21 protein-coding genes and 1 pseudogene are annotated in these 22,522 nt (G+C 70.6%); 4 read left to right on the plus strand and 18 right to left on the minus strand.

Annotated features, from left to right (window positions below; translation table 11 throughout):
• Positions 1-23: 23 nt before the first annotated feature.
• From OG852_RS46755 to OG852_RS46835, 17 genes and pseudogenes are all read right to left on the minus strand, one after another.
• A complete protein-coding gene (locus tag OG852_RS46755) occupies positions 24-266 on the minus strand; it encodes a hypothetical protein (protein ID WP_330351159.1) in 243 nt (80 codons plus the stop codon).
• A pseudogene (locus OG852_RS46760) lies at positions 200-454 on the minus strand (recombinase family protein); the annotation flags it as partial. The pseudogene OG852_RS46760 and the gene OG852_RS46755, both read right to left, overlap by 67 nt.
• A gap of 87 nt (positions 455-541) precedes the next feature.
• Complete coding sequence (locus OG852_RS46765; protein WP_330351160.1) at positions 542-1,882, minus strand: PQQ-binding-like beta-propeller repeat protein; 1,341 nt, start codon at positions 1,880-1,882, stop codon at positions 542-544.
• A gap of 30 nt (positions 1,883-1,912) precedes the next feature.
• Positions 1,913-2,266: an outer membrane protein assembly factor BamB family protein gene (locus OG852_RS46770; protein WP_330351161.1), complete on the minus strand. Its 354-nt coding sequence runs from the start codon at positions 2,264-2,266 to the stop codon at positions 1,913-1,915.
• Between the two features lie 695 nt (positions 2,267-2,961).
• Positions 2,962-4,485 carry an FAD-dependent oxidoreductase gene (locus OG852_RS46775; RefSeq protein WP_330351162.1) on the minus strand — a complete coding sequence of 508 codons (1,524 nt, stop codon included), beginning with the start codon at positions 4,483-4,485 and terminating at the stop codon, positions 2,962-2,964.
• A gap of 51 nt (positions 4,486-4,536) precedes the next feature.
• On the minus strand, positions 4,537-5,229 hold the full coding sequence (locus OG852_RS46780; RefSeq protein WP_133918164.1) for a TetR/AcrR family transcriptional regulator: 693 nt from the start codon (positions 5,227-5,229) through the stop codon (positions 4,537-4,539).
• Between the two features lie 217 nt (positions 5,230-5,446).
• The gene (locus OG852_RS46785; protein ID WP_166663837.1) at positions 5,447-6,580 is read right to left on the minus strand and encodes a hypothetical protein; all 1,134 of its coding nucleotides are present in this window, start codon (positions 6,578-6,580) and stop codon (positions 5,447-5,449) included.
• Positions 6,581-6,979: 399 nt separating this feature from the next.
• The gene (locus OG852_RS46790) at positions 6,980-7,228 is read right to left on the minus strand and encodes a hypothetical protein (protein ID WP_133918167.1); all 249 of its coding nucleotides are present in this window, start codon (positions 7,226-7,228) and stop codon (positions 6,980-6,982) included.
• Between the two features lie 738 nt (positions 7,229-7,966).
• Positions 7,967-8,635, minus strand: a complete 669-nt coding sequence (locus OG852_RS46795) for a CoA transferase subunit B (RefSeq protein WP_133918168.1) — start codon at positions 8,633-8,635, stop codon at positions 7,967-7,969.
• The gene (locus tag OG852_RS46800; RefSeq protein WP_133918169.1) at positions 8,635-9,390 is read right to left on the minus strand and encodes a CoA transferase subunit A; all 756 of its coding nucleotides are present in this window, start codon (positions 9,388-9,390) and stop codon (positions 8,635-8,637) included. Before OG852_RS46800 ends, OG852_RS46795 begins: the two co-directional genes overlap by 1 nt.
• Before the next feature lie 101 nt (positions 9,391-9,491).
• Entirely contained in the window at positions 9,492-10,244 is a 753-nt protein-coding gene (locus OG852_RS46805) for an SDR family NAD(P)-dependent oxidoreductase (RefSeq protein WP_133918170.1), read from the minus strand.
• Positions 10,241-11,212, minus strand: a complete 972-nt coding sequence (locus OG852_RS46810) for a fumarylacetoacetate hydrolase family protein (protein ID WP_133918171.1) — start codon at positions 11,210-11,212, stop codon at positions 10,241-10,243. The genes OG852_RS46805 and OG852_RS46810 overlap by 4 nt, the downstream gene beginning before the upstream one ends.
• A 116-nt stretch (positions 11,213-11,328) precedes the next feature.
• Positions 11,329-12,267, minus strand: a complete 939-nt coding sequence (locus tag OG852_RS46815) for a VOC family protein (RefSeq protein ID WP_133918172.1) — start codon at positions 12,265-12,267, stop codon at positions 11,329-11,331.
• Between the two features lie 4 nt (positions 12,268-12,271).
• The gene (locus OG852_RS46820; protein ID WP_133918173.1) at positions 12,272-13,300 is read right to left on the minus strand and encodes an amidohydrolase family protein; all 1,029 of its coding nucleotides are present in this window, start codon (positions 13,298-13,300) and stop codon (positions 12,272-12,274) included.
• Positions 13,297-14,427: an FAD-dependent oxidoreductase gene (locus OG852_RS46825; protein WP_133918174.1), complete on the minus strand. Its 1,131-nt coding sequence runs from the start codon at positions 14,425-14,427 to the stop codon at positions 13,297-13,299. Before OG852_RS46825 ends, OG852_RS46820 begins: the two co-directional genes overlap by 4 nt.
• Before the next feature lie 24 nt (positions 14,428-14,451).
• Positions 14,452-15,414 carry a cyclase family protein gene (locus tag OG852_RS46830; protein ID WP_133918175.1) on the minus strand — a complete coding sequence of 321 codons (963 nt, stop codon included), beginning with the start codon at positions 15,412-15,414 and terminating at the stop codon, positions 14,452-14,454.
• Positions 15,411-16,412 carry a fumarylacetoacetate hydrolase family protein gene (locus tag OG852_RS46835; RefSeq protein WP_133918176.1) on the minus strand — a complete coding sequence of 334 codons (1,002 nt, stop codon included), beginning with the start codon at positions 16,410-16,412 and terminating at the stop codon, positions 15,411-15,413. Before OG852_RS46835 ends, OG852_RS46830 begins: the two co-directional genes overlap by 4 nt.
• A 126-nt stretch (positions 16,413-16,538) precedes the next feature.
• Between OG852_RS46835 and OG852_RS46840 the strand changes: the two genes are divergently transcribed.
• A complete protein-coding gene (locus OG852_RS46840; protein WP_133918177.1) occupies positions 16,539-17,471 on the plus strand; it encodes a LysR family transcriptional regulator in 933 nt (310 codons plus the stop codon).
• 191 nt (positions 17,472-17,662) lie between these two features.
• The gene (locus OG852_RS46845) at positions 17,663-18,910 is read left to right on the plus strand and encodes an MFS transporter (protein WP_443064630.1); all 1,248 of its coding nucleotides are present in this window, start codon (positions 17,663-17,665) and stop codon (positions 18,908-18,910) included.
• A 288-nt stretch (positions 18,911-19,198) separates the two neighbouring features.
• Here the strand turns inward: OG852_RS46845 and OG852_RS46850 are convergent, their stop codons facing one another.
• Positions 19,199-20,290: an IS630 family transposase gene (locus tag OG852_RS46850; RefSeq protein WP_330347207.1), complete on the minus strand. Its 1,092-nt coding sequence runs from the start codon at positions 20,288-20,290 to the stop codon at positions 19,199-19,201.
• A gap of 334 nt (positions 20,291-20,624) precedes the next feature.
• On the opposite strand from OG852_RS46850, the gene OG852_RS46855 reads away from it, so the two are divergent.
• Together OG852_RS46855 and OG852_RS46860 are read left to right on the plus strand one after the other, a co-directional pair.
• A complete protein-coding gene (locus OG852_RS46855) occupies positions 20,625-21,371 on the plus strand; it encodes an IclR family transcriptional regulator (protein WP_330351163.1) in 747 nt (248 codons plus the stop codon).
• A 161-nt stretch (positions 21,372-21,532) separates the two neighbouring features.
• Entirely contained in the window at positions 21,533-22,516 is a 984-nt protein-coding gene (locus OG852_RS46860; RefSeq protein ID WP_443064631.1) for a PDR/VanB family oxidoreductase, read from the plus strand.
• Positions 22,517-22,522 lie beyond the last annotated feature (6 nt).

Below are 22,522 nucleotides of genomic sequence, written 5' to 3' on the forward strand. Positions count from 1 at the left end.
AGGACAGGTAGCTCAGCGTGGCTTCAGCCCTCTGCTGGAGTACGGGGCTGGGGCAGTGGTCCGTTGTTCATGGCGGCGAAGTCGGCGTGGGCCTGTTCGACGGCTGCGGGGTACGCCTCGCGCTTGGCGTGCTCGGCGAGCGCCCGGTGGATGCTGCCCACCGACGGGCTCTGTCCCTTGCGCTTGCCGGTGGGGATGATCAGGTCGGGCTGGATCTGCTCGACGGACTCGCCGCCCGCGCGGCGGCGGAGCACGGTGGGGAGCATGTCGTCGGTGATGACCGGCGGCCGCCGTGCTTGCCCTTGCGTGCTGCGGTGTCGAGCCCTTCGAGTGTCGACTCGCGGATGTTCTCCCGCTCGGTCTCCACCATCGCTGCGAAGAACGTGAACAGCAGCTTCCCCGGCCCGGTGGGGTTGTAGATGCCGGGCAGGGGCCCGGCAAGCATCTTCAGGACCGAGCCGTGGGCGGTGAGGTGGTCGGCGAGCGCGGTGAGTTCGGCGGCGTCCCGGCCGAGGGCCGGGGACCTGTCACCGGCGTGGGGTCAGCGGGGCGGTCCGGACCGGCGGGCGCGCTCCAGGAGACGGGGGTCGGCAGCCCAGGGGGCGGGGGCCAGGGCGTGGCCGGGGCCACCACCGGTCGGCGTGTCGCCGGAGCGCACGGGCCTGCCGGTGAGCGCGGCGCCGGCGGGACGGCCGAAGGCGAGGACGTGGCCATCGCGGGTGCCGACGTAGACGCGGCCGCCGTCGGTGGCGGGGACGGAGAACTTGGAGGCGACGCCGATCGGGGCCGACCACAGCTTCTTCAGGGTGCCGTCCACCGGTGTGGCCTCGTACGCGCGCAGCTGGCCGTTCGCGCCGCTCGAACCGTCCGAGTACACCGCCCAGACGACCGCCGAGCCGGGGGTGGTGCCCGTGGAGGTGATCACCGGGGAGCCGGAGGCGAAGCCGAAGGTCTCAGTGGAGCGGCCGGCGTCGCTGAGCCCGGGCAGGCCGACGCCGTTCACGCCGTACTTGAAGGCGCGCAGCGGGCCGCGCCCGCCGATCGTGTAGACGTAGCCGCCCTCTCCGCCGTACACGCCCGGGTGGCCCCAGACGCCTTCGTAGGGGCCGAAGGTGCCGAGGACCTTGTCGGCGCCGCTCGCTCCCTGGCTGCGGCCGCCGAGGTCGTCGCGGTCGAGGAGGAACAGCCGGCCGTCCTTGCCGATCTGTACCAGGAGGTGCGGGTGCTGGGCCGTGCCGAAGACGTCGTCCGGGAGGGCGGCCGGGCCGCCGGAGCCGAGGTCGGCGTCGAGCAGGTCGAGGACGGGGGCGTTGGAGGGGCTGAAGAAGTCCTGCGCGGACAACGTGCCGTCGCTGTTGACACCGAGGCGTACGACGGAGTCACCGAGCTGGCCCGGCGGCTTCGCACCCGGGCCGGCCGCCGGGGAGGTGCCGTTGCCCGTGGAGAGCAGGATGCGGCCGGGCCCGTCGGAGACCAGGCCGCCACCGCTCATCCAGACGCCCCCCTTGCCGTTGTCGGAGGAGGTCACGGTGGACCACAGGGTGGTCCCGCGGGTGGCGGTGTCGACCCGCAGGACATGGCCGACGTAGGGGGCGTAGCCGCAGTGGGAGCCGAAGCCCGCGTACACCGCGCCGTCCATGAGCAGCAGGCCGGGGCGCTGCATCGCGGTGTAGGCGTTGAAGGGGCGGCCCGGGTCGTTGACCGGGGCGCCGGCCACCTTGACCGGCCAGCCGCTGCGCTCGGCGCCGGTGGTGACGTTGAGGGCGTGGACGTACCAGTTGGGCTGCTGGACGTCGGCGCCGTCGTCGGCCTTGGAGGTGAGGTAGACCGTGCCCGTCGCCGGGTCGTAGACAGGGGTCGCGGTGACGCCGATGTTCGGCACGAGGTCGCCGCACCCGATGGCCGAGACGGGTCAGGCGGCGCCCAGGCTCTTCGTCCAGATGACCACGCCGGTGGCCGAGTCCAGGCCGTACACCTTGTTGTTCTCGGTGGCGACGACGACCGTGTTCCCGACGACCAGCGGCTGGGCGTAGACCTGTCCGTCGACAGCGGTGGAGAACCGCTGGCCGAAGTCCGAGCTGGAGACCTGGCCGGGCGCGAGGCCGGGCTCGTCGGGGTCCCATCCGGTGCGGTAGGTGTCCTTGGAGACCGCGGTGACGTCGGCGGTGCGGGCTTTCTCAGAGGCGGCCGAGCAGGGCGCGACGAGACTGCCCGTGGCCAGACAGACCGTCACCACCGATGCCAGGAAACCGAATCTGTTGTGCATCCAACCGCTCCGCCCGGGTCGTCCGTGGGCGGGCCCGTCCCGCCGACCGTCATGATCGGCGGGACGGTGAGCGCTACCGGTGATCCCGTGCGGGCCGGCCCATGGGGTCCACCCGTACGGGGGTATCCCCGGCGGCCGCCTCCGGGCCGGTGTGTCCGAGGTCGGCCGCTGCCTCATGCGGGGCGATCCGGTTCCGGGCGCTCACATGCCCCGCGTCGACCGCCGACATCAGGTGCGAGGTCGCCGCTGAGCGCAGCGCCTCGGCGGGGCCGGACAGGGGGTTGCTACTGGTGGACTCGCGTAATCAACTGTCGCCGGTTTCCCGAGGAGTCCAGCCCGCTGGTGACCTTGCGTGAAGTCCCGACATAAGAAGGTGGAGAACGTCCGCCGATACTTCAAGCCTTCGGAAGGCCATCGCAACAGCCGATGTCGTCGGTGTCGAAGTCGTTCTCGCACATCGGGCAGCCGGTGCCGATCTGGTGCGCGGTGAAGTCCGCCGGCCAGGCGCTGCTGGCTGGTGAGTGCGCGGACTGAGACAGAGGGGGGCCGGGGATCATTGTAGGTTCCGCTTGATCGTGAGCAGTGGTTCCTGCGGAAACGCTGGAATCCGCGCGTGACGCGCAGCGCGCGCGACGGCGATCTGTGGGGGTGTCCGGCGGCCTCGTCGGCCTGTGCCAGCGAGGGCCGCGGTCGGGCTAGTTCTGGGCGCCGGTGAACCAGCGGGTGGCCGCCTGCTCGAACGTGCCGGGGTCCAGGTCCTGCCCGGCGGCCCAGGCCACGACGCCGTCGGGGCGGACGAGAACCGCGGTGAAGCCGAGGTCGTTGCGCGCCGGGCCGGCCGCGTACTGGATCCGGCCCTCCCAGTTCTTCGCCGCACGCTGGAGCTGGTCGTCGGTGCGGAAGTCGAGCAAGACGCCCTGGCCCTGGCGGAGCAGGTCGCCCAGGCGGGTGCCGTCCTCGAAGCGGAATTCGGGGGTGGTGCAGCCCACGAGGGGGTGAGCGTCGCCCAGGTCGTAGCGGTTGAACAGACCTGTCGTCCGCCGGTAGGCGAGGGTCGTGCCGTCCGTGGTGCTCAGCAGCTGGTGGACCAGCTGTCGCAGCGCGGGGGCGTTGGGGCCCGGCTTCATGGTCGCCACCTGGGCCCGCGACCAGTCCAGCACCGCAGCTCCCACCGGGTGGCGCTCGCTGGTGTAGGTGTCGAGCAGGCCCTCGGGCGCGGTGCCGCGCACGGTCGCAGCGAGCTTCCAGCCGAGGTTGGCCGCGTCCCCGATGCCGAGGTTGAGACCCTGGCCGCCAAGGGGCGAGTGAATGTGCGCGGCATCCCCGGCCAGCAGGACACGCCCCTTGCGGTACGTCGTGGTCTGCATGGCACGGTCGGTGAAGCTCGACGCCAGATGCACCTCGGTCAGCGACACGGCGGTACCCGTGATGCGGCGCAGGACATCCTGGAGGCGCTCGCGGGTCAGCGGCTGGGACCGGTCGAAGGCGCCGCCGTCAAAGTCCATCATGCCCAGGTGCCCCTCGAAGGGCGTGCGCAGATACATGCCGTTGTCCGTCAGGTTGAAGCCCAGCGACAACTGGTCGGGGTCGGCGAAGGTGATCTTGGCGACGTAGCCGGTGAACAGTGGATCCGTGCCGATGAAGTCGAAACCCGCCAGGCCCCGCACCGTGCTGCGTCCGCCGTCGCACCCGACCAGGTAGCGCGCCTGGTACTCCTGGCCCCCGGCCGTGACCGTGACATGGACGTCGTCTTGCGTGAGGGCCGTGACGGGCTTGGCGCGCAGGATCTCCACGCCGAGTTCGGCGGCGCGCTCGGCCATGACCGAGGTGACCGCCTCCAGGCTGGTCATGAAGCCTTCCATCGCCGGGCTGGGCAGCCGGAAGGGCAGCGAGGCCACGTCGATGTCGGCCGCGTTGAGGCCCATGCCGGCGAAGTGGCTGACGTCCCGGGGATCCGGTGCCTGGATGGCGTCGGGGGCCGCGCCGACCTTCGCCGGGTCGGCGTGCGAAGCGCCTATCACTGCTTCCAGCAGGCCGCGGCGGTGGAACGTCTCGGCCGACCCGGCGCTCAGGCCGCGCAAGCCCAACGGGAGCGCCTTCCACGGTGACGTGGCTTCCTCGTCGCGCTCCAGAACCAGGACGCGGGCGCCGCCCAGGGCGAGCTCGGTGGCCAGGAACAGGCCGACCGGGCCGCCGCCTGCGATTACTACGTCACGCATGAGGGGATGCCTTTCTGAGACGCGTGCTGGGGGTGGGCCGGCCGGGATGGGTCAGCCGAGCCGGGTGAGGCCGTCGAGAATCACGGCGATGCCGGTGAGGAACTGCTCGCGGTCGTCGTGCGTGTTTATCTGGGCGACGATCGCGTGCATGAACGGGTAGTCCTCGGCATTGAGGTCATGCCAGGCCGCCGCGGTCGCGTCGAGGAACTCGCCGCGGTCGTGCGAGCCGTCGGGCGCGTCGCCCTCCATCCGGGTGTTCTGGCTGACGGCGCCGAGGATGTAGTGCACCAGCGTCGACGCCGCGTCGAACCAGGACGCCTGCGGTACACCCAGCGCGCCGACCTGGCGGCCGATCCGCTCGAAGATGCCGACCGTCACCGGGCCGAACGGCTTGCGGACCACCTGCTGGGTCAGCCGCGTCGCGAGCCACTGGTGCTCGGCGATTACGTCGAACAGGGCCAGCGCCACGGTGCGGATCTCGTCCCCGGGCGCGGCTGAAGCCTGTGCGGGCTTTGCGGCCAGGGCCGCGGTGACGAGCGTCTCGGTCGCCGTGTCCAGCAGGTCGTCCCGGCTGCCCACCCGGTAGTAGATCGCTCCCGAGCCGGTGGACAGGCGCTCAGTGAGCGCCCGCGTGGTCATGGCGCCCTCGCCGCCCGCGTCGAGCAGCTCGATCGCCGTCTCGATGATCCGCTCCCGGGAGAGCACCTGGTTGCGTCGCTCTGAGCGGGGGTTTCTCGTTGCCATGTCTCCATCGTGACACACTTGGAGCGCTGCACCAAATTGGTTTGATGCTCCAAGAGGGGTGAGGATCGGCTGTTTCCAGCAGCATCGGCGAACAGCAGGGGCACGGTGGCGCAGTATTGCCCGACGCGAGCACGCAGCGAGTTGCTCATGTGGCGCATCCCGCCATGGGACGGCGTCGCACCGCATTCGAGATTCGGAGCCGTCGACCGTGCAGGGGTCACGGTGAGTGGTCGTCGAGCAGGGAGAGGAGACGAGTGGCTTCGTCGAGGAAGCGGCGTCCGTCTTGGTGATGGTGAGGGGCCGGGACCGGCCGGTGCCGATGATGGTGAAGCCCGCCGTCTCCTCGACTCGCTTCAGTTGGTAGTTGAGAGTTCCCCAGGCCACCCCGAGTTCGGCAGCGGCGCCTCGAAGAGTGTCGTGTCTGGAGATCACCGTGAGGTGCCGTAGTCGCTGTATGCAATTCTTCGTCCGGCTGACGGCGTGCATCGCGGGGGACAGATCGGTGTCGAGTGATGCGAAGGGGTTGGTGAACTGACTGGTGGGGTGTCGGGGGATGCCCCCATGTCTTCACGAGTCGCATCACGTCGTCCTTGCGAACGCCGAGTTCACGCGCGATGTCGGGTGAGGAGCGCCCCTTGTGGTGGTACTCCTTCTCCAGCCAGGTGCGGGAGATGGTCTTCTTGAGATGGCCGGCTGGGCGGCGTCGGCGGAGCGGGATGCCTGCTTCGTCGAGTGCGTGCCGGACGGTGCTGATGCTGCAACCTGCCAGCTCGGCGATCTCGTGCTGGAGTAACTGCTGTTCCTGGTAGAGCCGTTTGAGGCTCTGCGGGGCTAGGACTCCCTGTCGTGGGGTGCGTCGGCCGGGGGTGGGTGGCCGCTGCTGGACGGGGTGCGGTGCGGTGGGGCCCAGGGTCTGGTTGATCGTCTCGGGGCCGGGCGGAAGGCCGGGATCCGTGATCCAGGCTGGTGGGGGTTCGAAGGACACGGGTTCGTCGATGCCGTGGGCTTCCAGGTTGGCGGCTGCCTGCTGGTGCAGGAGTTCATGCAGGCCGGGATGGAGCCGGTAGCGGAAGGCCAGGTGCCCGGCGGGTGTGCGCGAGGCGGCGCCGGGATCGGCGCCCAGCAGCAGTCGTGCCAGGTGCCAGCGCAGCCGTTTGATCCGGAGGGGTGCATGCGGCCGCCAGCCGTGGCGTCGGCAGAGTGTCTGGTAGGCGTGGTGATCGAAGTCGACGCTGTCGGGGCTGAAGAGCCTGCGGCGGCGGTCGTAGTCGATCGGGACGGGGTGGCTGTTCAGGGCCTTGGCCAACGCGGGCAGGACCGTGAGCAGGGTCTTGGTCCCTGAGGATGCCACGGCCGCGTCCGGCTCGGCGGTTGCTCTTGGGGCTGGTGTTGCCCGGGAGCGATGCTGCTTGCGGGTAGTCCCAGTTCGTGCCGGGCAGCAGCATCAAAGAGACGCATGCCCGCCGGAACCCGGCGACGGGGGCGCTGGTCTCGACGGGCAGGAGGCGGAAGGCCCAGGACGGCCAGATCATGGCGGGCAGCTTCGACGCCCGGTGGCTTCGTCACTGCGGTCGGGCCAACTCGGTGCGGGAGTGGCGGTGCCGTAGCGCAGGCGGGCGATGAAGGTGAGCTCGGAGTCGGCTGCCGCGAGCATGCGGTTGACCACGCGGGGCCCGGCGGGCAGCCACTCGGAGATCTTGCTGGTGGCGTAGTTGCTTCGGGGAAGGCATGGGCGGTCGGTGGACAGCAGTCAGGCGAAGATCTCGTCGCAGGCTGGATGACCGTGGTCGGTGGCGATCACGGCCACGGCGGTGCCGACGGCGGTGTTGTGGGCGTCGTTGGCCTCGTCGCAGACGGCCAGGGCGGGCAGAGTGCCGCCGCAGTCGTCCAGGATCGCCTTGACCGCTGATGGTGCGGCGGGAAGCTCGTGGATGCCGCGCAGAGCCCGTCGGGCCAGGACGTAGAGTTCCTGACCGCGGGTGCGGGCCTGCTCTGCCACCGATGTGCCCAGGATCTCGCGGGTGACGGCGAGTTGAGCGGCGAGGACCGCTCCGTCGGACTGCAGGGCCGGGCGGGGGACTCGGTGAGTGGGTAGCCGCAGCGGATGGCACGTCCGGTTTGTGTCGCGTGCAGGCAGGCGCCGGGAGACGATGGTCTGCCCCGTCCCCGGGTGCTGACCGGCGGAGGATGCCCGCAGGCCGGGCAGTAGTCGCACAGCAGCAGCTCGTGGCGGACGCAGGCGAAGGACCACGGCAGCCGCCAGGACAGCGGCCACGTCCCGCGGCCGGCGGCCAGGCAAGAGGGACAGAGAACCTGCTTCAGGCAGTCAGGGCTGGGAAGCCTTGGCGTTGACCCGGGTGGTTCTCGTCGGTGAGGGTGAGTTCCTGCAGGGGCCTGCGTTTGATGCCGGTGGTCACCCAGGGGCCACCCCCACGATCTCAAGCGCGCGATCCAAGCGAGCCGCACGGCCATCTCCGCACCCGACCCAGCAACAACTTCAAGTCCATCCCGGTCGCGCGGAGCGCCGCCGCACCCCTCCCGGCACTGCCAGAGGGGGCCCGGCCACACCCCACCAGCACCAGCTGTCCTGCCGGCCGGAGCCTTACGGGCCGTCCGTTCCTGGCTCACCCCCCACCGTCACCCTCCACCGGTGGTGGCAAGCCTGGACGGACAAGGACCCGCCCTCTGAGCTCCAGGCCCTGATCGACGTGGTTGCCGTCGGACACGGTCTTGATCTCTACTGCCGGAATTGACGAAAACAAGCGGCCGACAGGCTGTCGAGGCGCAAGGGGGCACCGGTGCGCGCTGCGACGTGGTCCGCGGTCACGCCGGGGGCGGTTTCGACGAGGGCCAGGCCGGCGTCGGTGATGTCGAGGACGCCGAGGTCGGTGATGACGCGGTGGACGCAGGCCTCTCCGGTGAGCGGGAGGGTGCACTCCTTGAGGATCTTCGGGGTGCCGTCCTTGGCGGTGTGTTCCATGAGGACGATGACGCGGCGGGCGCCGTGGACGAGGTCCATGGCGCCGCCCATGCCCTTGACCATCTTTCCGGGGATCATCCAGTTGGCGAGGTCGCCGTGCTCGGAGACTTGCATGGCGCCGAGTACGGCGGTGTCGATGTGGCCGCCGCGGATCATGCCGAAGGACAGCGCGGAGTCGAAGAAGGAGGCGCCCGGCAGCACGGTCACGGTTTCCTTGCCGGCGTTGATCAGATCCGGGTCGACCTCCTCCTCGCTCGGATAGGGGCCGGTGCCGAGGATGCCGTTCTCGGAGTGCAGCACGACGTGCACACCGGGCGGTAGGTGGTCGGGGATGAGGGTGGGCAGGCCGATGCCGAGGTTGACGTAGGAGCCGGCGGTGAGTTCGGCGGCGGCGCGGGCGGCCATCTGGTCGCGGGTCCAGGGCATCAGGAACGTACCGTCCTCTTCTCGATGTGCTTGTCGGCGGCTTGCGCCGGAGTCAACTCCACGATCCGCTGTACGAAGACACCGGGCAGGTGGACCATGTCGGGGGCGAGTTCGCCGGGTTCGACCAGTTCCTCGACCTCGGCGACGGTGACGCGGCCGGCCATCGCGGCGAGCGGGTTGAAGTTGGCGGCGGCACGGCGGAAGACCAGGTTCCCGTGGCGGTCGCCACGCCAAGCACGTACGAGGGCGAAGTCGGTGGTGATGCCGTGCTCCAGAAGGTACGCGCGGCCGCCGAACTCGCGGATCTCCTTGGGCGGGGAGGCGGCGGCGACGGAGCCGTCGGGGGCGTACCGCCAGGGCAGTCCGCCGCGTGCGACCTGGGTTCCCACGCCTGCCGGGGTGTAGAAGGCGGGAATTCCGGCCCCGCCGGCTCGCAGGCGTTCGGCGAGGGTGCCCTGGGGTGTCAGCTCCACCTCCAGTTCCCCGCTCAGGTACTGGCGGGCGAATTCCTTGTTCTCACCGACGTACGAGCTGGTGACCCGGCTGATGCGACCGGAAGCGAGCAGCACGCCCAGCCCCCGCCCATCGACACCGCAGTTGTTGGAGACGACCCGCAGTCCCGACGTGCCCTGCGCGTGGAGGGCCTCGATGAGGACGCCGGGGATGCCGGAGAGGCCGAACCCCCCGACGGCGAGCGAAGCGCCGTCGGGAATGTCGCCGACCGCCTCGGCGGCGCCGGCGATGACCTTGTCCACGGTGTTGCCTGTTCCTTTCAGTGGGGAAGGCCGGCCGAGCGGTCGACCAGCCGTCGCTGACGACGAGTGGGGAGCCGGAGCTGCTTTCCGGTCCGGCCGTTTCACGGGCCCTCCGCTTGCAGCGCGTCCGAGACGGACTTGACGCCGCCGTGGGCGGTGAGCCCACCGTCGACGGCGATCTCGGCGCCGGTGATGAAGGACGAGTCGTCGGACAGCAGGAAGACGACCAGGGGGGAGACCTCGTCGACCGTGCCGGTCCGCCCCAGGGGCGTCTCGCGGATGTTCGCCTCGCGGAAGGCGGCCGGCGCGGAGGCGGTCATCTCGGTCTCGATGTATCCGGGGTGGATGGTGTTGACCCGGATGCCCCGGGGCCCGAGTTCGAGCGCCGCGGTTTTCGACAGGCCCCGCAAGGCCCACTTGCTGGCCGTGTAGGCGACCGGATAGTGGCCGGTGAGAGCGGCGGAGGAACCGACGTTGACGATGGAGGAGCCGCGTGGCATCAGCGGGGCGAGGTGCTGGATGCCGAGCAGGGGGCCGGTGACGTTGACGGCGTGGACGCGGTGGAAGTCGTCGGTGCGCACGTCGCCGATGCGGGCGCGCCAGGTGATGCCCGCGTTGTTGACCAGGCCGTGAACCTGGCCGTACGCCTCCTTCAGTTCGGCGGCGAGTTCGGCCCATTCCTTGTCGCTGGTGACGTCGAGCCGGCGGCAGCCGGGGGCTCCTGTCACATCGGTGGCGATGACACGCGCGCCTTCCCTCGTGAGGGCGTCGGCCTCGGCCGCCCCCTGGCCGCGGGCGGCTCCGGTGATGACGACGACCTTGCCGAGCAGCCGCTTGCTGTGGAGTTCGCTCACGGCCGCTCCCGCGAGCGGCGCCTGCCGACCGGCAGGGCGACGGGTTCGGGACCGGGCACGACCGTGTTGGAGACGGTGCCGATGCCCTCCACCGTGAGGGTGACGACGTCGCCCGGTTTCAGCGGGGGCGGCGTCTGCTCGCCACGCAGGCCCCACAGCTCTGCCAGGCAGCCGCCATTGCCGCAGGTGCCGGAGCCGAGGACGTCACCGGGGACGACGCGGGTGCCACGGGAGGCGTAGGCGACCATCTCCTCGAAGGTCCAGCTCATGTTCGACAGCAGGTCCTTGCCGACGACCTCGCCGTTGACCTCGGCGGTCAGGGCCAGCCGCAGGAAGCCGTCCGGGTCGCGGAAGGGCTCCAGCTCGTCGGCGGTGACCAGGTACGGCCCGAGCGTGGTGGCGGTGTCCTTCCCCTTGCAGGGGCCGAGGCCGACCTTCATCTCGGCGGACTGCAGGTCGCGGGCGGACCAGTCGTTGAAGACCGTGTAGCCGACGATGTGGTCGCGGGCCTGTTCGGGGGTGAGGTCGCGGCCTTCGCGCCCGATGACTGCGGCGACCTCGAGTTCGAAGTCCAGCACGCTCGATCCCGGGGGGACGGGGATGTCGTCGTACGGGCCGACGACCGCGTAGGGATTGGTGAAGTAGAAGGTCGGGGCGGCGTACCACTGCCCGGGCACCCCGGTGGCGCCGTCCACGGCCCGCCGTACACCCTCGACGTGCTCCTCGAAGGTGACGAAGTCCCGCACGGTGGGGGGCTGGAGCGGCGCGAGCAGCCGCACCTCGGAGACGTGCGGGCCGGCCGGGACGTCCTGCGTCACGGCGCCTGCGGCCAGCAGGTTGCGCAGGCTGCCCCCCTCGGCGAGCAGGTTGGTGAGCGAGCTGACACCGGGCAGGGGGTAGAGCGTGCCGTCGTCGTCGACGACGGCCACACAGCGTCGGCCGCGGTACTCGTAGGTGGCGAAGCGCATGGGGCTCCTGTCGGAGGGAGGGCGGGCGCGCGGGCCCGGAGGCGCTGCGGGCGGAGAAAGCCGACCGTCGCCGCGCCCCGGGTGGCCGGCGCCTTACGGGTCGGACAGGTGAGAGGTCAGACCGGAGGGGCGACGAAGCAGCCGCGGTCGGGGTCGTTGAAGGACTCCTTGGCGACCAGTTCGTTCATCGGGTTGGCGGTGCCCCACTGGTCGGTGACCTCGGGCTGGGAGAAGTCGTAGACGTGGGGGTGCCAGGTGTCCTCGTCGAGGCATTCCAGCTCGGTGGTGTACTCGACGGTGTTGCCGTGCGGGTCGAGGAAGTAGGTGAAGGTGTTGTCGCCGGCGAGGTGCCGGCCCGGGCCCCAGATCTTCTTGAAGCCGGCCCGCATCACCCGGCCGGAGCCGCGCATGTACTCGTCGATCCCGCGCATCTCGAAGGAGACGTGGTGCAGGGAGGCGTGCGGGCCCTGGGCGATGGCCATGGAGTGGTGCTGGTTGCTGATGCGCATGAAGTGCATCGCCTCACCGATGTGCGGGTGCATGAGGGTGTCGGAGAGGCGGAAGCCGAGGTGGCGCTCGTACCACTCCCGGGTGCGGTTCAGGTCGGGGGAGTTGAGGACGACGTGGGACAGTTTGACCGGGATCGCCTCCTTCTCCTCGATCCTGCGGTGTTGCCGCACCTCGACGTCGGCCGAAACCTCGATGGTGCGGCCGTCGACGTCGAAGAAACGGAAGCCGTAGCCGCCTCCGGGCGTGTCGATCTTGCCCGGCTGGGAGACCAACTGCACGCCACCGGCGAGGAGTTGTTCGGCGAGGGTGTCCACGTCGGCCGGGCTGCCCGCGCCGTAGGAGACCAGGTCGAGGCGCTTCTCGTCGGCCCTGCGCAGCCGTACGACGTACTGTTCGGGGCTGCCCTCGGCGGCCAGGAAGGAGATGCCGGAGTCCTCGGCGACCTTGGTCAGGCCCCAGACGCCGGCGTAGAAGTCCAGCTGCTTGTCGTAGTCGGGCACCGCCAGGTCGACGTGCCGCAGGTGGGTGAGCAGGCGTGCGGTCATGGTTTCAGTCCTTCCGGAGGAGCGCGGCGGCGTTGCCGCCTCGTACGGCGTGGAAGTCGGGCTCGGACAGACGGGCCGCGCGCAGGGCGCCGACCGGGTCCTCGGTGCCCATGTCGAAGGGGAAGTCGGAGCCGAGCAGGACCCGGTCGGGGCCGACGACCCGGATCAGCTCCCGCAGGACGTGCGGGTCGTGGACCAGCGAGTCGAAGTACAGGCGCTTGAGGTAGCTGCTGGGCATGTGGGCGCAGTCCGCGCCCGCGTCGGAGCGGGCCGCCCAGGCGTGGTCGGAGCGGCCGATGTGGGTGGGCAGGTAGCCGCCGCCGTGGGCGGCGATCAGCTTCAGGTCCGGGTGGCGGTCCAGTACTCCGGAGAAGATGAGGTGGGACAGCGCCACCGCGTTCTCCGTGGGCTGGCCGACGGTGTTGGACAGGTACCACTGGTCGAGGCGTTCGTCGAGCGTGCAGCCGAAGGGGTGCAGGAACAGGATCGCGCCCGTCTCCTCGGCCCGCGTCCAGAAGGGCTCGTACGCCGGGTCCGACAGCTCGCGGCGGGGCCCCTCCTGCCCGATGGCGGGCCGGGAGGGAGCGTGCGAGGAGATCTCCACGCCCGACAGGCCCTGGTCCAGGGCGTGTTCGAGGGCGAGCACGGCCTGCTCCGGGTGCTGCAGCGGGACCAGCCCGAGACCGTGTAGCCGGTCCGGCGCCTGCGCGCAGTGCGCGGCCGTCGCCTCGTTGGCGAGCCGGTACACCTTCTCGGCCGTCGCCTCGTCCGCCCAGTAGTGGTAGTGCGAGGGCGACGGACTGACCAGCTGTACGTCCACGCCCTGCGCGTCCATCGCGGCGAGGCGTACGGCGACGTCGGTGAGCCGCGGGATGCGCTCGCGCACCATCGGCCCGCTCACGGCGAGGGCGGCCGGACCGTTGCGGCGGGCGTCCAGCGCCCGGGCCGCCGCGAGGTCGGGGTGATCGGCGACGGCCGCCTCCACCTCGGGGACCAGGAGGTGGGCGTGGACGTCGACTGTCGGTGTGGTCACGGCAGTTCCCTGAGCGGGGTGAGGGTGCGGGCGATCAGACCGGGTACGTCGGCGTCGCGCACGCCGTCCAGCTGCCACTGCCCGACCTGGACCGACGCCTCGACGACCGGCCGGACGCGTTGGATGCGGCGCTCGTAGAACTCCTGGAGCAGTGCGTCGTCCCAGTCCCGCCCGCCGGTCAGCAGCTCGGCCAGCACGGAGGCGTCCTCCAGGGACAGGGCGGCCCCCTGGGCCAGGGTGGGCGGGCAGCAGTGCGCCGCGTCGCCGATGAGGACGACCCGGCCGCGATGCCAGGAGCCCTCCACCAACAGGCGGTCGAACCAGGTGTAGTTGACCTTCGCCGGGTCGGTGATGTGCTCGGTGATCTCGGTCCAGTGGCCGCCGTAGCTGCGCGCGAGGCGGCGCATCTCGTCCGCGTAGGTGGTCGGGTCGATGAGGGCGCGGTCGCGGCAGGCCTCGACGACGTACGCGTAGATGGTGGTCTCGCTCGTCGGGCAGTACCCGGCGATGTACGCCGGGCCGCCGAACGCCAGGTTGGTGCGGACCAGCCCCTCGGGGCGTGGGGCGGGGGCGCGCCAGATCGCCATGCCGGTGGGCTCGGGCTTGTCGGTGATCCCGATCGCCGCGCGGGTCGCGGAGTTGAGGCCGTCGGCAGCGATCACCAGGCCGTAGCGGCCCTCGGTGCCGTCGCTGAACCGCACCGAGACGCCCTCGGCGTCCTGCTCCAGGGGCTCGGCGGTGGTGCCCAGGCGCACGTCGGCGCCGGAGGCGCGGACGGCGTCGATGAGGATCTGCTGGAGCCGCGGGCGCTGCATGCCGACCGTGGCGGGCAGGTCGTCACCGCCGGTGCGGATGTCGTCGTGGGCGAAGAGCAGCGTGCCGTCCGGGGCGGTCACACCGAACGACTCGAAGGCGAACCCGGAGGCCTCGACCTGTTCCCACACGCCGAGTTCGCGCAGCACGCGCAGCGCGTTGCCCTGCAGTGTGATGCCGGAGCCGGCGGCGGCGTTCCAGTCGTCCCTGGCCTCGATCAGGTCCACCTCGACGCCGGCGCGGCGCAGCAGGATGGTCACGGCGTTGCCGGCGGCGCCGCCGCCCACGACGAGGACTCTGCTGGTGTTGCTCATGGGGGGAACTCCTTCGTTCCGCTGTTACTTGACGGCGATCGGATTGACCGGGGAGCCGACGGCTCCGGTGATGGGCAGCGGTGCGGCGGTGAGCCAGAACTCGTACACGCCGTCGACCGCGCAGTCCTCGGCGAGCGACTCCAGGTCCCACATCTCGCCGATCAGCAGGCCGATGTGCGGGATGGCCACCTGGTGCAACGGCTGGAAAGCGTGCTCGAACTCGTTCGGCCGCACTTCGAAACCCCAGGTGTCGGTGGCGATCGCGGCGATCTCGCTGCCGTGCAGCCAGCCCGCGGTGGTGAACGACAGCCCGGGGGCCGCGCCGCCTGCGTAGTCACCCCACCCCTCGCGCCGGGCACGGGCAAGCTGCCCGGTACGCACCAGCACGATGTCGCCGCGCCCCACGGTCACCCCGTGCGCCGCCGCGGTCGCGGTCAGATGCTCCTCAGTGATCGCGAAACCGTCCGACAACTCGCCCCCGGTGCCCATGGCCCGGCCCACGTCGAGCAGAACGCCGCGTCCCGCGACGTACGGCGCCATGTGCTCGATACCGGTGACGAGGTCGCCCTCGGAGGTGACCACCTTCTCGGACGCCCGGCCGTTCCATGCCTTGCCGTGGTCGAAGATGTGGCCGAGCCCGTCCCACTGGGTGGAGCACTGCAACGGCATGGCGATCACGTCGTCGGCCCCGCCGATGCCGTGCGGGAAGCCCTGAATACCCAGGGCCGCGTCGGTGCCGGTGTCCAGCATGGTGTGCACCGGGTTGGTCCGTCGGCGCCAGCCCTTCTGCGGACCGTTCATGTCGAACCGCTGGGAGAGGGAGAAGCTGACGCCCCGGCGGACCAGGGCCGCACCCTCCCGACGCTTGCTCTCGTCGAGGAAGTTGAGCGTGCCGAGCACGTCGTCCTCGCCCCAACGCCCCCAGTTGGAGCATGCCTTGGCCGTGCGCGCGATGGAGCCTTCCGGATCATGGCGGTTCAGGGTCATGACGCGGCCTCCGCGACACATCGGGTGCGCTGCACACCGAGCCCGGTGACCGAACCCTCCATCACGTCTCCGTCGCGCAGCAGCCGGCCCCAGTGCATGCCATTGCCGGCCGGGCTGCCGGTCAGGATGAGGTCACCGGGCAGCAGGCGAGCGGTCTGGGAGGCGTACGCCACCATCCGGGCGACGTTGAAGATCATGTCCTTGGTGGACTCGTCCTGCATGGTCTCGCCGTTGAGCCTGAGCGTGACGCGCAGGTCGTCCGGGTCGGCGATCGACCCGGCAGGCACGATCCAGGGTCCCAGCGGGGTGAAGCCGGGTGCGTTCTTGCTGCGCAGCCAGTCGGTGCCGATCTGCGGCATGTCCCGGCGGAAGACGGTGGCACGGTCGGTGAGGTCGTTGGCGATCGTGTACCCGGCGACGTGTTCCAGGGCCTCCTCCACGGACACCTGGTAAGCGGGCTTGCCGATGACAACCGCCAACTCCAGCTCCCAGTCCGGCTTTTCAGCCCAGGAGGGCAGTACGACATCGTCGTACGGGCCGGTGATCGCGCTCGGCAGGCCGATGAACATGTACGGCAGGTCCTCGGCCGCCCGCCGGTCCATGATCTCGGCGGCCTCGGCGCGCCGATCCTCCTCGGAGCGGTCGTCGGCGGGGTCCCGGTGGGCCACGTGCAGGTCGATCACGTGCTGCCGGTAGTTGGCTCCCGACTGCAGCACCTGGCGCGGCTCGATGGGAGCATGCACCCGGAAGTCCGCCAGCGGCCGCCGTTCGGTCCCGGTGTCGGCGGCGAGCTTGTGCAACAGCGGGAGTGCGACTGCCCACTGGTCGAGCAGACCGCGCGTCGTCAGAGCGTCGTCCCGCAGGGCCGCTCGGAGGTCGACCACCTGACTGTCGGCCGTGACCAGGGCGGGGAAGCGCGGCAGGCCCGGGGCCGAGAGGGTGGCGAGGGCGAAAGGGCCCGCGAACGAAGCGGATGCGGATTCGGGTTTCACGGACATGTCCTCCTGATTGCGGGTGGGACATAATCTGGGGCCACCCGTCCTGATCAGGGAAATCGATTCTTTGGATACTCGCGATCCATGATGTTTATAATCGCTGATCAAAGTGTCACTAAGGGGAGTTCCGTGAACCTGGCCCGCCTCGATCTCAACCTCGTCGTCGCGCTGCGTGCCCTGCTGGAGGAGCGCAATGTCACCCGGGCCGGGCGTCGCATGGGCCTCAGCCAGCCCGCCATGAGCGCCGCGCTCGCCCGGCTGCGCCGCCACTTCGACGACGACCTCCTCGCCCGGGCCGGCGGCCACTACGAGCTCACCGCCCTCGGGCAGGTCCTCCTCGACCGCACCTCCACCGCCTGCGACCTGCTGGAACGCCTCTTCAGCAGCCAGGCATCCTTCGACCCGGCCGCCGAGAGCCGCGAGTTCACACTGCTTGCGACCGATTACGCCGTCGCCGTCTTCGGCAGCGAACTCGCCCGCGCCGTCCATGAAGAGGCGCCGGGCATCAGGTTGCGCTTCACCCAGATCCCGCCGACCCTGCTCGACGACACCGGCACAGTGCTCAGCACGACGGACGGCCTGTTCATGCCGCACGGTGTGATCAGCGGCTTTCCCGCCACCGATCTCTACGACGACCGATGGGTCTTCCTCGTCGCGGACCACCACCCCGAGGTCGGTGACCGCATCACGACCGAGGACCTGGCCCGGCTGCCGTGGGTGACATATCAGCGCACCTATGACGCCCCGGCCGTACGCCAGCTCGGCATGCTCGGCATCGAACCCCACGTCGAGGTCTCCGTCGACAGCTTCCAGACCCTGCCCTTCCTGGTCGCCGGCACCCGTCGCATCGCCCTCGTCCAGGGGCGCCTCGCGGAGCGCCTGCGCGGCGTCGCCCCGGTACGGATCATGGAGCCGCCCTACGAGGCGGTCCCCCTCCGGCAGGCCCTGTGGTGGCACCCGGTCCACACCCACGATGCCGCGCACATCTGGCTGCGCGAGACGGCCGCGCGCGTCGCTGCCTCCCTCACCGGGCCGACCACCCGCCATCCACAGGCTGGATGAACACGATCCAGGAGTTTGATCGCGCAGAGGGTAGCCGCCCGGGGGAGCCTGGCCCATAGTCGTGCCAGTTCCTGACGCCCGCTCTCGGGCGCATCCCCCTTGGGTGCACCTGCGCCCCGCAGCCCGGCACGGCCACGGTCACCGCGGGGGCGCGGTTGCGCGCCCCCGCCCCCGCCCCGTGGAGGCCTCGCATGCCCGGATTCCCTTCCCCACCCGTGCCCGCCGACGGCACCGCCGCCCAGAACACCGAGCCCGCGCCCGAAGCCGGGGGCCGTCTGCGCGTCGTGCTTCTGATGGCAGGCAGCTGTCTGCCGATCCTCGGCGCGGTGCTGCTCGCTCCGGTGCTGCCGAAGATGCAGGCGCACTTCGCCACAGTGCCCGGCGCCAAGGCGCTCGTCCCGATGGTCCTGACCGTCCCCGCACTCGCGCTCGCCCTGCTGGCCCCCTTCGCGGGCGTCATCATCGACCGGCTGGGACGCAAACGCCTCCTGATCGTCGCGGCCGTCCTGTACGCCCTGTTCGGCACCGCACCGCTGTGGCTGGAATCCCTCGGTGCCATCGTGGCCAGCCGCGCCCTCCTCGGCGTCACCGAGGCCGCCATCATGACCTGCTGCACCACATTGATCGGCGACTACTACACAGGCCGCGTACGGGACCGCTACCTGGCCCTGCAGACCCTGTGCGCCTCCGCCTCCGCCACCGCCTTCTTCGTGCTCGGCGGCGCGCTCGGATCCTCGGGCTGGCGTACCCCCTTCTGGCTCTACGCCGTCGGGCTGCTCCTCGCCCCCGCCATGGCCGCGTGCCTGCCCCGGCCCGGGCAGGGCGCAGCCACGGAAAAGGCTGCCGCCGCCGAGGCCCGGCCGTTCCCCGTGCGCCGACTGGCGGGCATCTGCGTGCTGACGGTGTTCGGCGCCATCGTCTTCTACACCGTCCCGGTGGAAACGGCCTACCTGCTGGACGACCTGGGCGTGAAGAACAGCGGCATCATCGGCATGGCCACCGCGATCGCCAGCGCCGCCACCGTCACCGGATGCCTCACCTTCGCCAGGCTCACCGGCCGGCCGGAGCGCAGGCTGCCCGCGATCTTCGCCCTGTGCGGAGCCGGGTTCGTGGTCATGGGCCTGGCCCCCAACACCCCGGTCCTGGTCACCGGCGCGGTCCTCAACTGCATCGGCACCGGCTTCCTGCTGCCCTCGCTGGTCACCTGGGCGATGTCCAAGCTGGACTACGCCGACCGCGGCCGCGGCACCGGCCTGTGGACGGCGTCGTTCTTCTCCGGGCAGTTCCTCTGCCCGCTCGCCCTGATCGCCGTCGAGTCCGCCACCGGCAGCCTCGCCGGCGCCGTCGGCCTCCTCGGCCTGGCCTCGGCACTGGTGGCGGCCGGGCTGCTGCCCGTCCTCCGCCGGACGACGGCCCCGCAAGAGACTGTGCAGGCGTGACCCCCCTGGTCAGCCGCACCCGTCGGGTGTGGCTGAGCAGGCCCTTCCTTCGGACCGGCGCGACGCACCGTCAACCGTCAACTCCCTTCGTCCTGCGCGTGACGACACCACCGGCAGACAGACCCGCTCGGCTCCGGCGCGCACTGCGAATCCAAGGAACCGGCCGTCGTCCCGAAGTCCGACAGCGCCGTCGAGGGCGACGGCACAGGCGTGAGCTGTCCGGCCGCTGCGGCAGGAACCGGCGCGGCCTGGTCACCCTCCAAGCCCTCGGCGTCTCGCGCCGGACCCCTAGTGACCTGAGTCAGAGATTCGGCGGCAGTAGGCGGCTACTTTGTCGAGGATCTCGTCGGCGGACTTGGTCCAGATGAACGGCCTCGGGTGTTCGTTCCAGTCGGCGAGCCAGCTGCGGATGTCGCGTTCGAGGGCTTGGACGGAGCGGTGGACGCCGCGCTTGAGCTTCTTCTGGGTCAGCTCGGCGAACCACCGCTCGACCAGGTTCAGCCAGGATGCGCTGGTCGGCGTGAAGTGCAGGTGGAACCGCGGATGGGATAGCAGCCACCGCTTGATGTCGGGCGTCTTGTGGGTCGCGTAGTTGTCCAGGATCAGATGAACCTGCAGATCAGCCGGGACTTCCTTGTCGAGCTTCGCGAGGAACTTCTTGAACTCCGCTGCCCGGTGGCGGCGGTGGAGGGAGCCGATGACCTTGCCGGTGGCGACCTCGAGAGCGGCGAAGAGGGTCGTGGTGCCGGCCCGGACGTAGTCGTGGCTGCGTCGTTCGGGAACTCCTGGCACCATCGGCAGGACCGGCTGGGATCGGTCCAGGGCCTGGATCTGCGACTTCTCGTCCACACAAAGGACCAGGGCCTTCTCCGGCGGATCGAGATACAGACCGACGACGTCGCGAACCTTGTCGATGAACAGCGGGTCGGTGGACAGCTTGAACGTCTGCGACCGGTGCGGGGCCAGAGCGAACGCCCGCCATATCCGTGACACCGTCGACTGCGACATTCCCGTGGCCGCGGCCATCGACCTCGTCGACCAGTGGGTCGCGTTCTTCGGCGTCTCCTCGAGCGTCTTGACGATGACCCGCTCGACGTCGGCATCGGTGATCTTACGGGGGACGCCGGGCCGCGGGTCGTCGCACAAGCCGTCCAGCCCCCGCTCGATGAAGCGGCGCCGCCAGGTGCGGACCGTGTCCGGAGCGATCCGCAGCCGGCGGGACACCTCCATGATCGAGTGGCCTTCGGCGCACTCCAGCACGATCCGCGACCGCTGAGCCAACGCCTGAGCCGTCGTACGGCGACGTAACCAACCGTCCAGCACCGCCCGCTGGGCATCAGTTACTGACAACGGCGGAATCTTCGGACCCGGACGACTCATGCCCGACTAACGACGAATCTCTGACTCAGGTCACTAGGGCCCTTCTGACGGATCTCCGCGGCGTCGCGACGCCCGGCACGCCCGCTCGCCGCACCGGACAAAAGCCCTAGTAGCTCCGCTACGAGGGCTTCCGCCCGGCACACCGAGAGCACGCACCGAACGCCGCTCCTTCTCCCACGGAGATCCATCAGAAGGACCCTAGCCCTGGCGAAGATCCCGTTTCGGCTCCGATACGCCGCGAACCTCCAGCTGCACGGGACGGCCTTGCGTGCCGGAGAGCGAATGCCATGCTGGTCTCCCGGCGGCGCATGCCCCGAACACCGGAACACGGAGCATGAAGACACCCCACCACGAGTCGGTCCTCTCCCGGGCGGCTCGCATCCTGGAGGCCTTCAGCCAGGACGAGCCGGCGCTGACCGTCTCGGAGATCGCCCGCCGCAGCGGGCTGCACGTGGCGACGGCCTCCCGGCTCGTGGCCGAGCTGGTGGCGCACGGCTTCCTCAGCCGGGACGACGACCGTAGGGTGCGGATCGGTGTGCGACTGTGGGAGCTGGTGACACGCGCTTCGCCGACGCTCTCGCTGAGGGATACCGCGATGCCGTTCATGGAAGGCGTGCACGACGTCGTCGGCCACCACGTGCAGCTGGGCGTGCGCGACGGCGACGACGTGCTGTTCCTGGAGCGCCTCTCGGCACCCAGCGCGGTGATCAACTACACCCGGGTCGCCGGCCGGCTGCCCCTGCACGCCTCCTCCAGCGGCCTGGTGCTGCTGGCCCACGGCCCTGTCTCTCTGAGGGAACGCATCCTCGCCGGCCCCCTCACCACCTACACCCCCCACACTCCGGCCACCCCGGCACAGCTACGGGCGATCCTGGCCGACGTCCGGCAGCAGGGATACGCCTACTGCCCCGGCTACGTCCACGAAGAGGCCCTCGGGATCGCCGCCCCCGTGCGCGGCGGCGACGGCACGGTGATGGCGGCCCTGGCCGTCATCGTGCCCAACGACGCGGGCGCCCAAGCGGTCGTCCCCGTCGTACGGACCGCCGCCCGCGGCATCTCGCGCGCCCTGGGCAGCACGTGACGACGGGGCTGCGGGCGGTCACGCGACGGTGGCGCGACATCCGTGTGACATCCGCACGAAATTCGTCTCTCGCATTCGTCTCTCACTGAATGAGAATGCCGTCGCGAGACGGCCCCGGCCCTGAGCATCCTGCCTGCAGTCCACAGACGGGAGGCGACATCGTGGTCGCAGACAGCCTGCTCCGGGTTCCCCAACCCGCCCTCTCCAGGGTGACATTGGAGATCCGTGCCAAAGACACGATCGCCGACGGCGTCGTATCTCTCACTCTCGCCCACCCGGACGGCGCGCGGCTGCCGGACTGGACCCCTGGCTCGCACATCGACCTGGTCCTGCCGGAAGGGACGGGCCGGCAGTACTCCCTGTGCGGTGACCGGTGGGACCCGTACACCTACCGCATCGCGGTCCTGCGCGAGCCGGCCGGGCGTGGCGGCTCGGCGTACGTGCACGACCGGCTCGCGCCGGGTGACCTGGTCGGCGTCGGCGGGCCGCGCAACCACTTCCCGCTGGTTCCGGCCGACCGGTACCTGTTCATCGCGGGCGGCATCGGCATCACCCCCCTGCTGCCCATGATCCACCAGGCTGAACTGATCGGCGCCGACTGGCAGTTGCTGTACGGAGGCCGCAGCCGTGCCTCGATGGCGTTCCGCGAGGAACTGTCGGCCGCCCACGGCGACCGAGTGCACATCAGCCCCCAGGACGAGTGCGGCCTGCTGGACCTGGCGCCGTGGCTGGACACCCCGGATCCCGGCACCAAGGTCTACTGCTGCGGACCGGCGCCGCTGCTGGCGGCCGTCGAGCAGGCCTGCGTCGCCTGGCCGTCGTACAGCCTGCGCACCGAGCGCTTCAACGCCGCCGCCCTGCCGGAGCCCGTCCATCAGACTGCCTTCGAGGTGGAGCTGCGCCGCACGGGCCGCACCGTGACGGTCATGCCGGACACCTCCGTCCTGTACGCCGTACGACAGGTGGGAGCCGACGTCCTGTCCTCCTGCGAGCAGGGCACCTGCGGCACCTGCCTCACGCCGGTGCTGGAAGGGACGCCCGATCACCGGGACTCGATCCTCACCGACCACGAACGGGACGCGAACGACTGCATGCTCCCGTGCGTATCCCGCTCCCGCGGTGACCGCCTCGTCCTCGACCTCTGAGCCGCA

It is taken from the genome of Streptomyces sp. NBC_00582 (assembly GCF_036345155.1).
Classification (GTDB): Bacteria; Actinomycetota; Actinomycetes; order Streptomycetales; family Streptomycetaceae; genus Streptomyces.

Excerpts from the sequence above, each read along its gene's own strand:
- OG852_RS46825 (WP_133918174.1), bottom strand. The coding sequence starts at position 14,427 with ATGAGCAACACCAGCAGAGTCCTCGTCGTGGGCGGCGGCGCCGCCGGC.
- OG852_RS46850 (WP_330347207.1), bottom strand. The coding sequence starts at position 20,290 with ATGAGTCGTCCGGGTCCGAAGATTCCGCCGTTGTCAGTAACTGATGCC.
- OG852_RS46810 (WP_133918171.1), bottom strand. The coding sequence starts at position 11,212 with ATGCGCTTCGCCACCTACGAGTACCGCGGCCGACGCTGTGTGGCCGTC.
- OG852_RS46795 (WP_133918168.1), bottom strand. The coding sequence starts at position 8,635 with ATGCCCTGGACCCGCGACCAGATGGCCGCCCGCGCCGCCGCCGAACTC.
- OG852_RS46775 (WP_330351162.1), bottom strand. The coding sequence starts at position 4,485 with ATGCGTGACGTAGTAATCGCAGGCGGCGGCCCGGTCGGCCTGTTCCTG.
- OG852_RS46835 (WP_133918176.1), bottom strand. The coding sequence starts at position 16,412 with ATGTCCGTGAAACCCGAATCCGCATCCGCTTCGTTCGCGGGCCCTTTC.
- OG852_RS46815 (WP_133918172.1), bottom strand. The coding sequence starts at position 12,267 with ATGACCGCACGCCTGCTCACCCACCTGCGGCACGTCGACCTGGCGGTG.
- OG852_RS46855 (WP_330351163.1), top strand. The coding sequence starts at position 20,625 with ATGAAGACACCCCACCACGAGTCGGTCCTCTCCCGGGCGGCTCGCATC.
- OG852_RS46755 (WP_330351159.1), bottom strand. The coding sequence starts at position 266 with ATGCTCCCCACCGTGCTCCGCCGCCGCGCGGGCGGCGAGTCCGTCGAG.
- OG852_RS46830 (WP_133918175.1), bottom strand. The coding sequence starts at position 15,414 with ATGACCCTGAACCGCCATGATCCGGAAGGCTCCATCGCGCGCACGGCC.
- OG852_RS46770 (WP_330351161.1), bottom strand. The coding sequence starts at position 2,266 with ATGCACAACAGATTCGGTTTCCTGGCATCGGTGGTGACGGTCTGTCTG.
- OG852_RS46845 (WP_443064630.1), top strand. The coding sequence starts at position 17,663 with ATGCCCGGATTCCCTTCCCCACCCGTGCCCGCCGACGGCACCGCCGCC.
- OG852_RS46780 (WP_133918164.1), bottom strand. The coding sequence starts at position 5,229 with ATGGCAACGAGAAACCCCCGCTCAGAGCGACGCAACCAGGTGCTCTCC.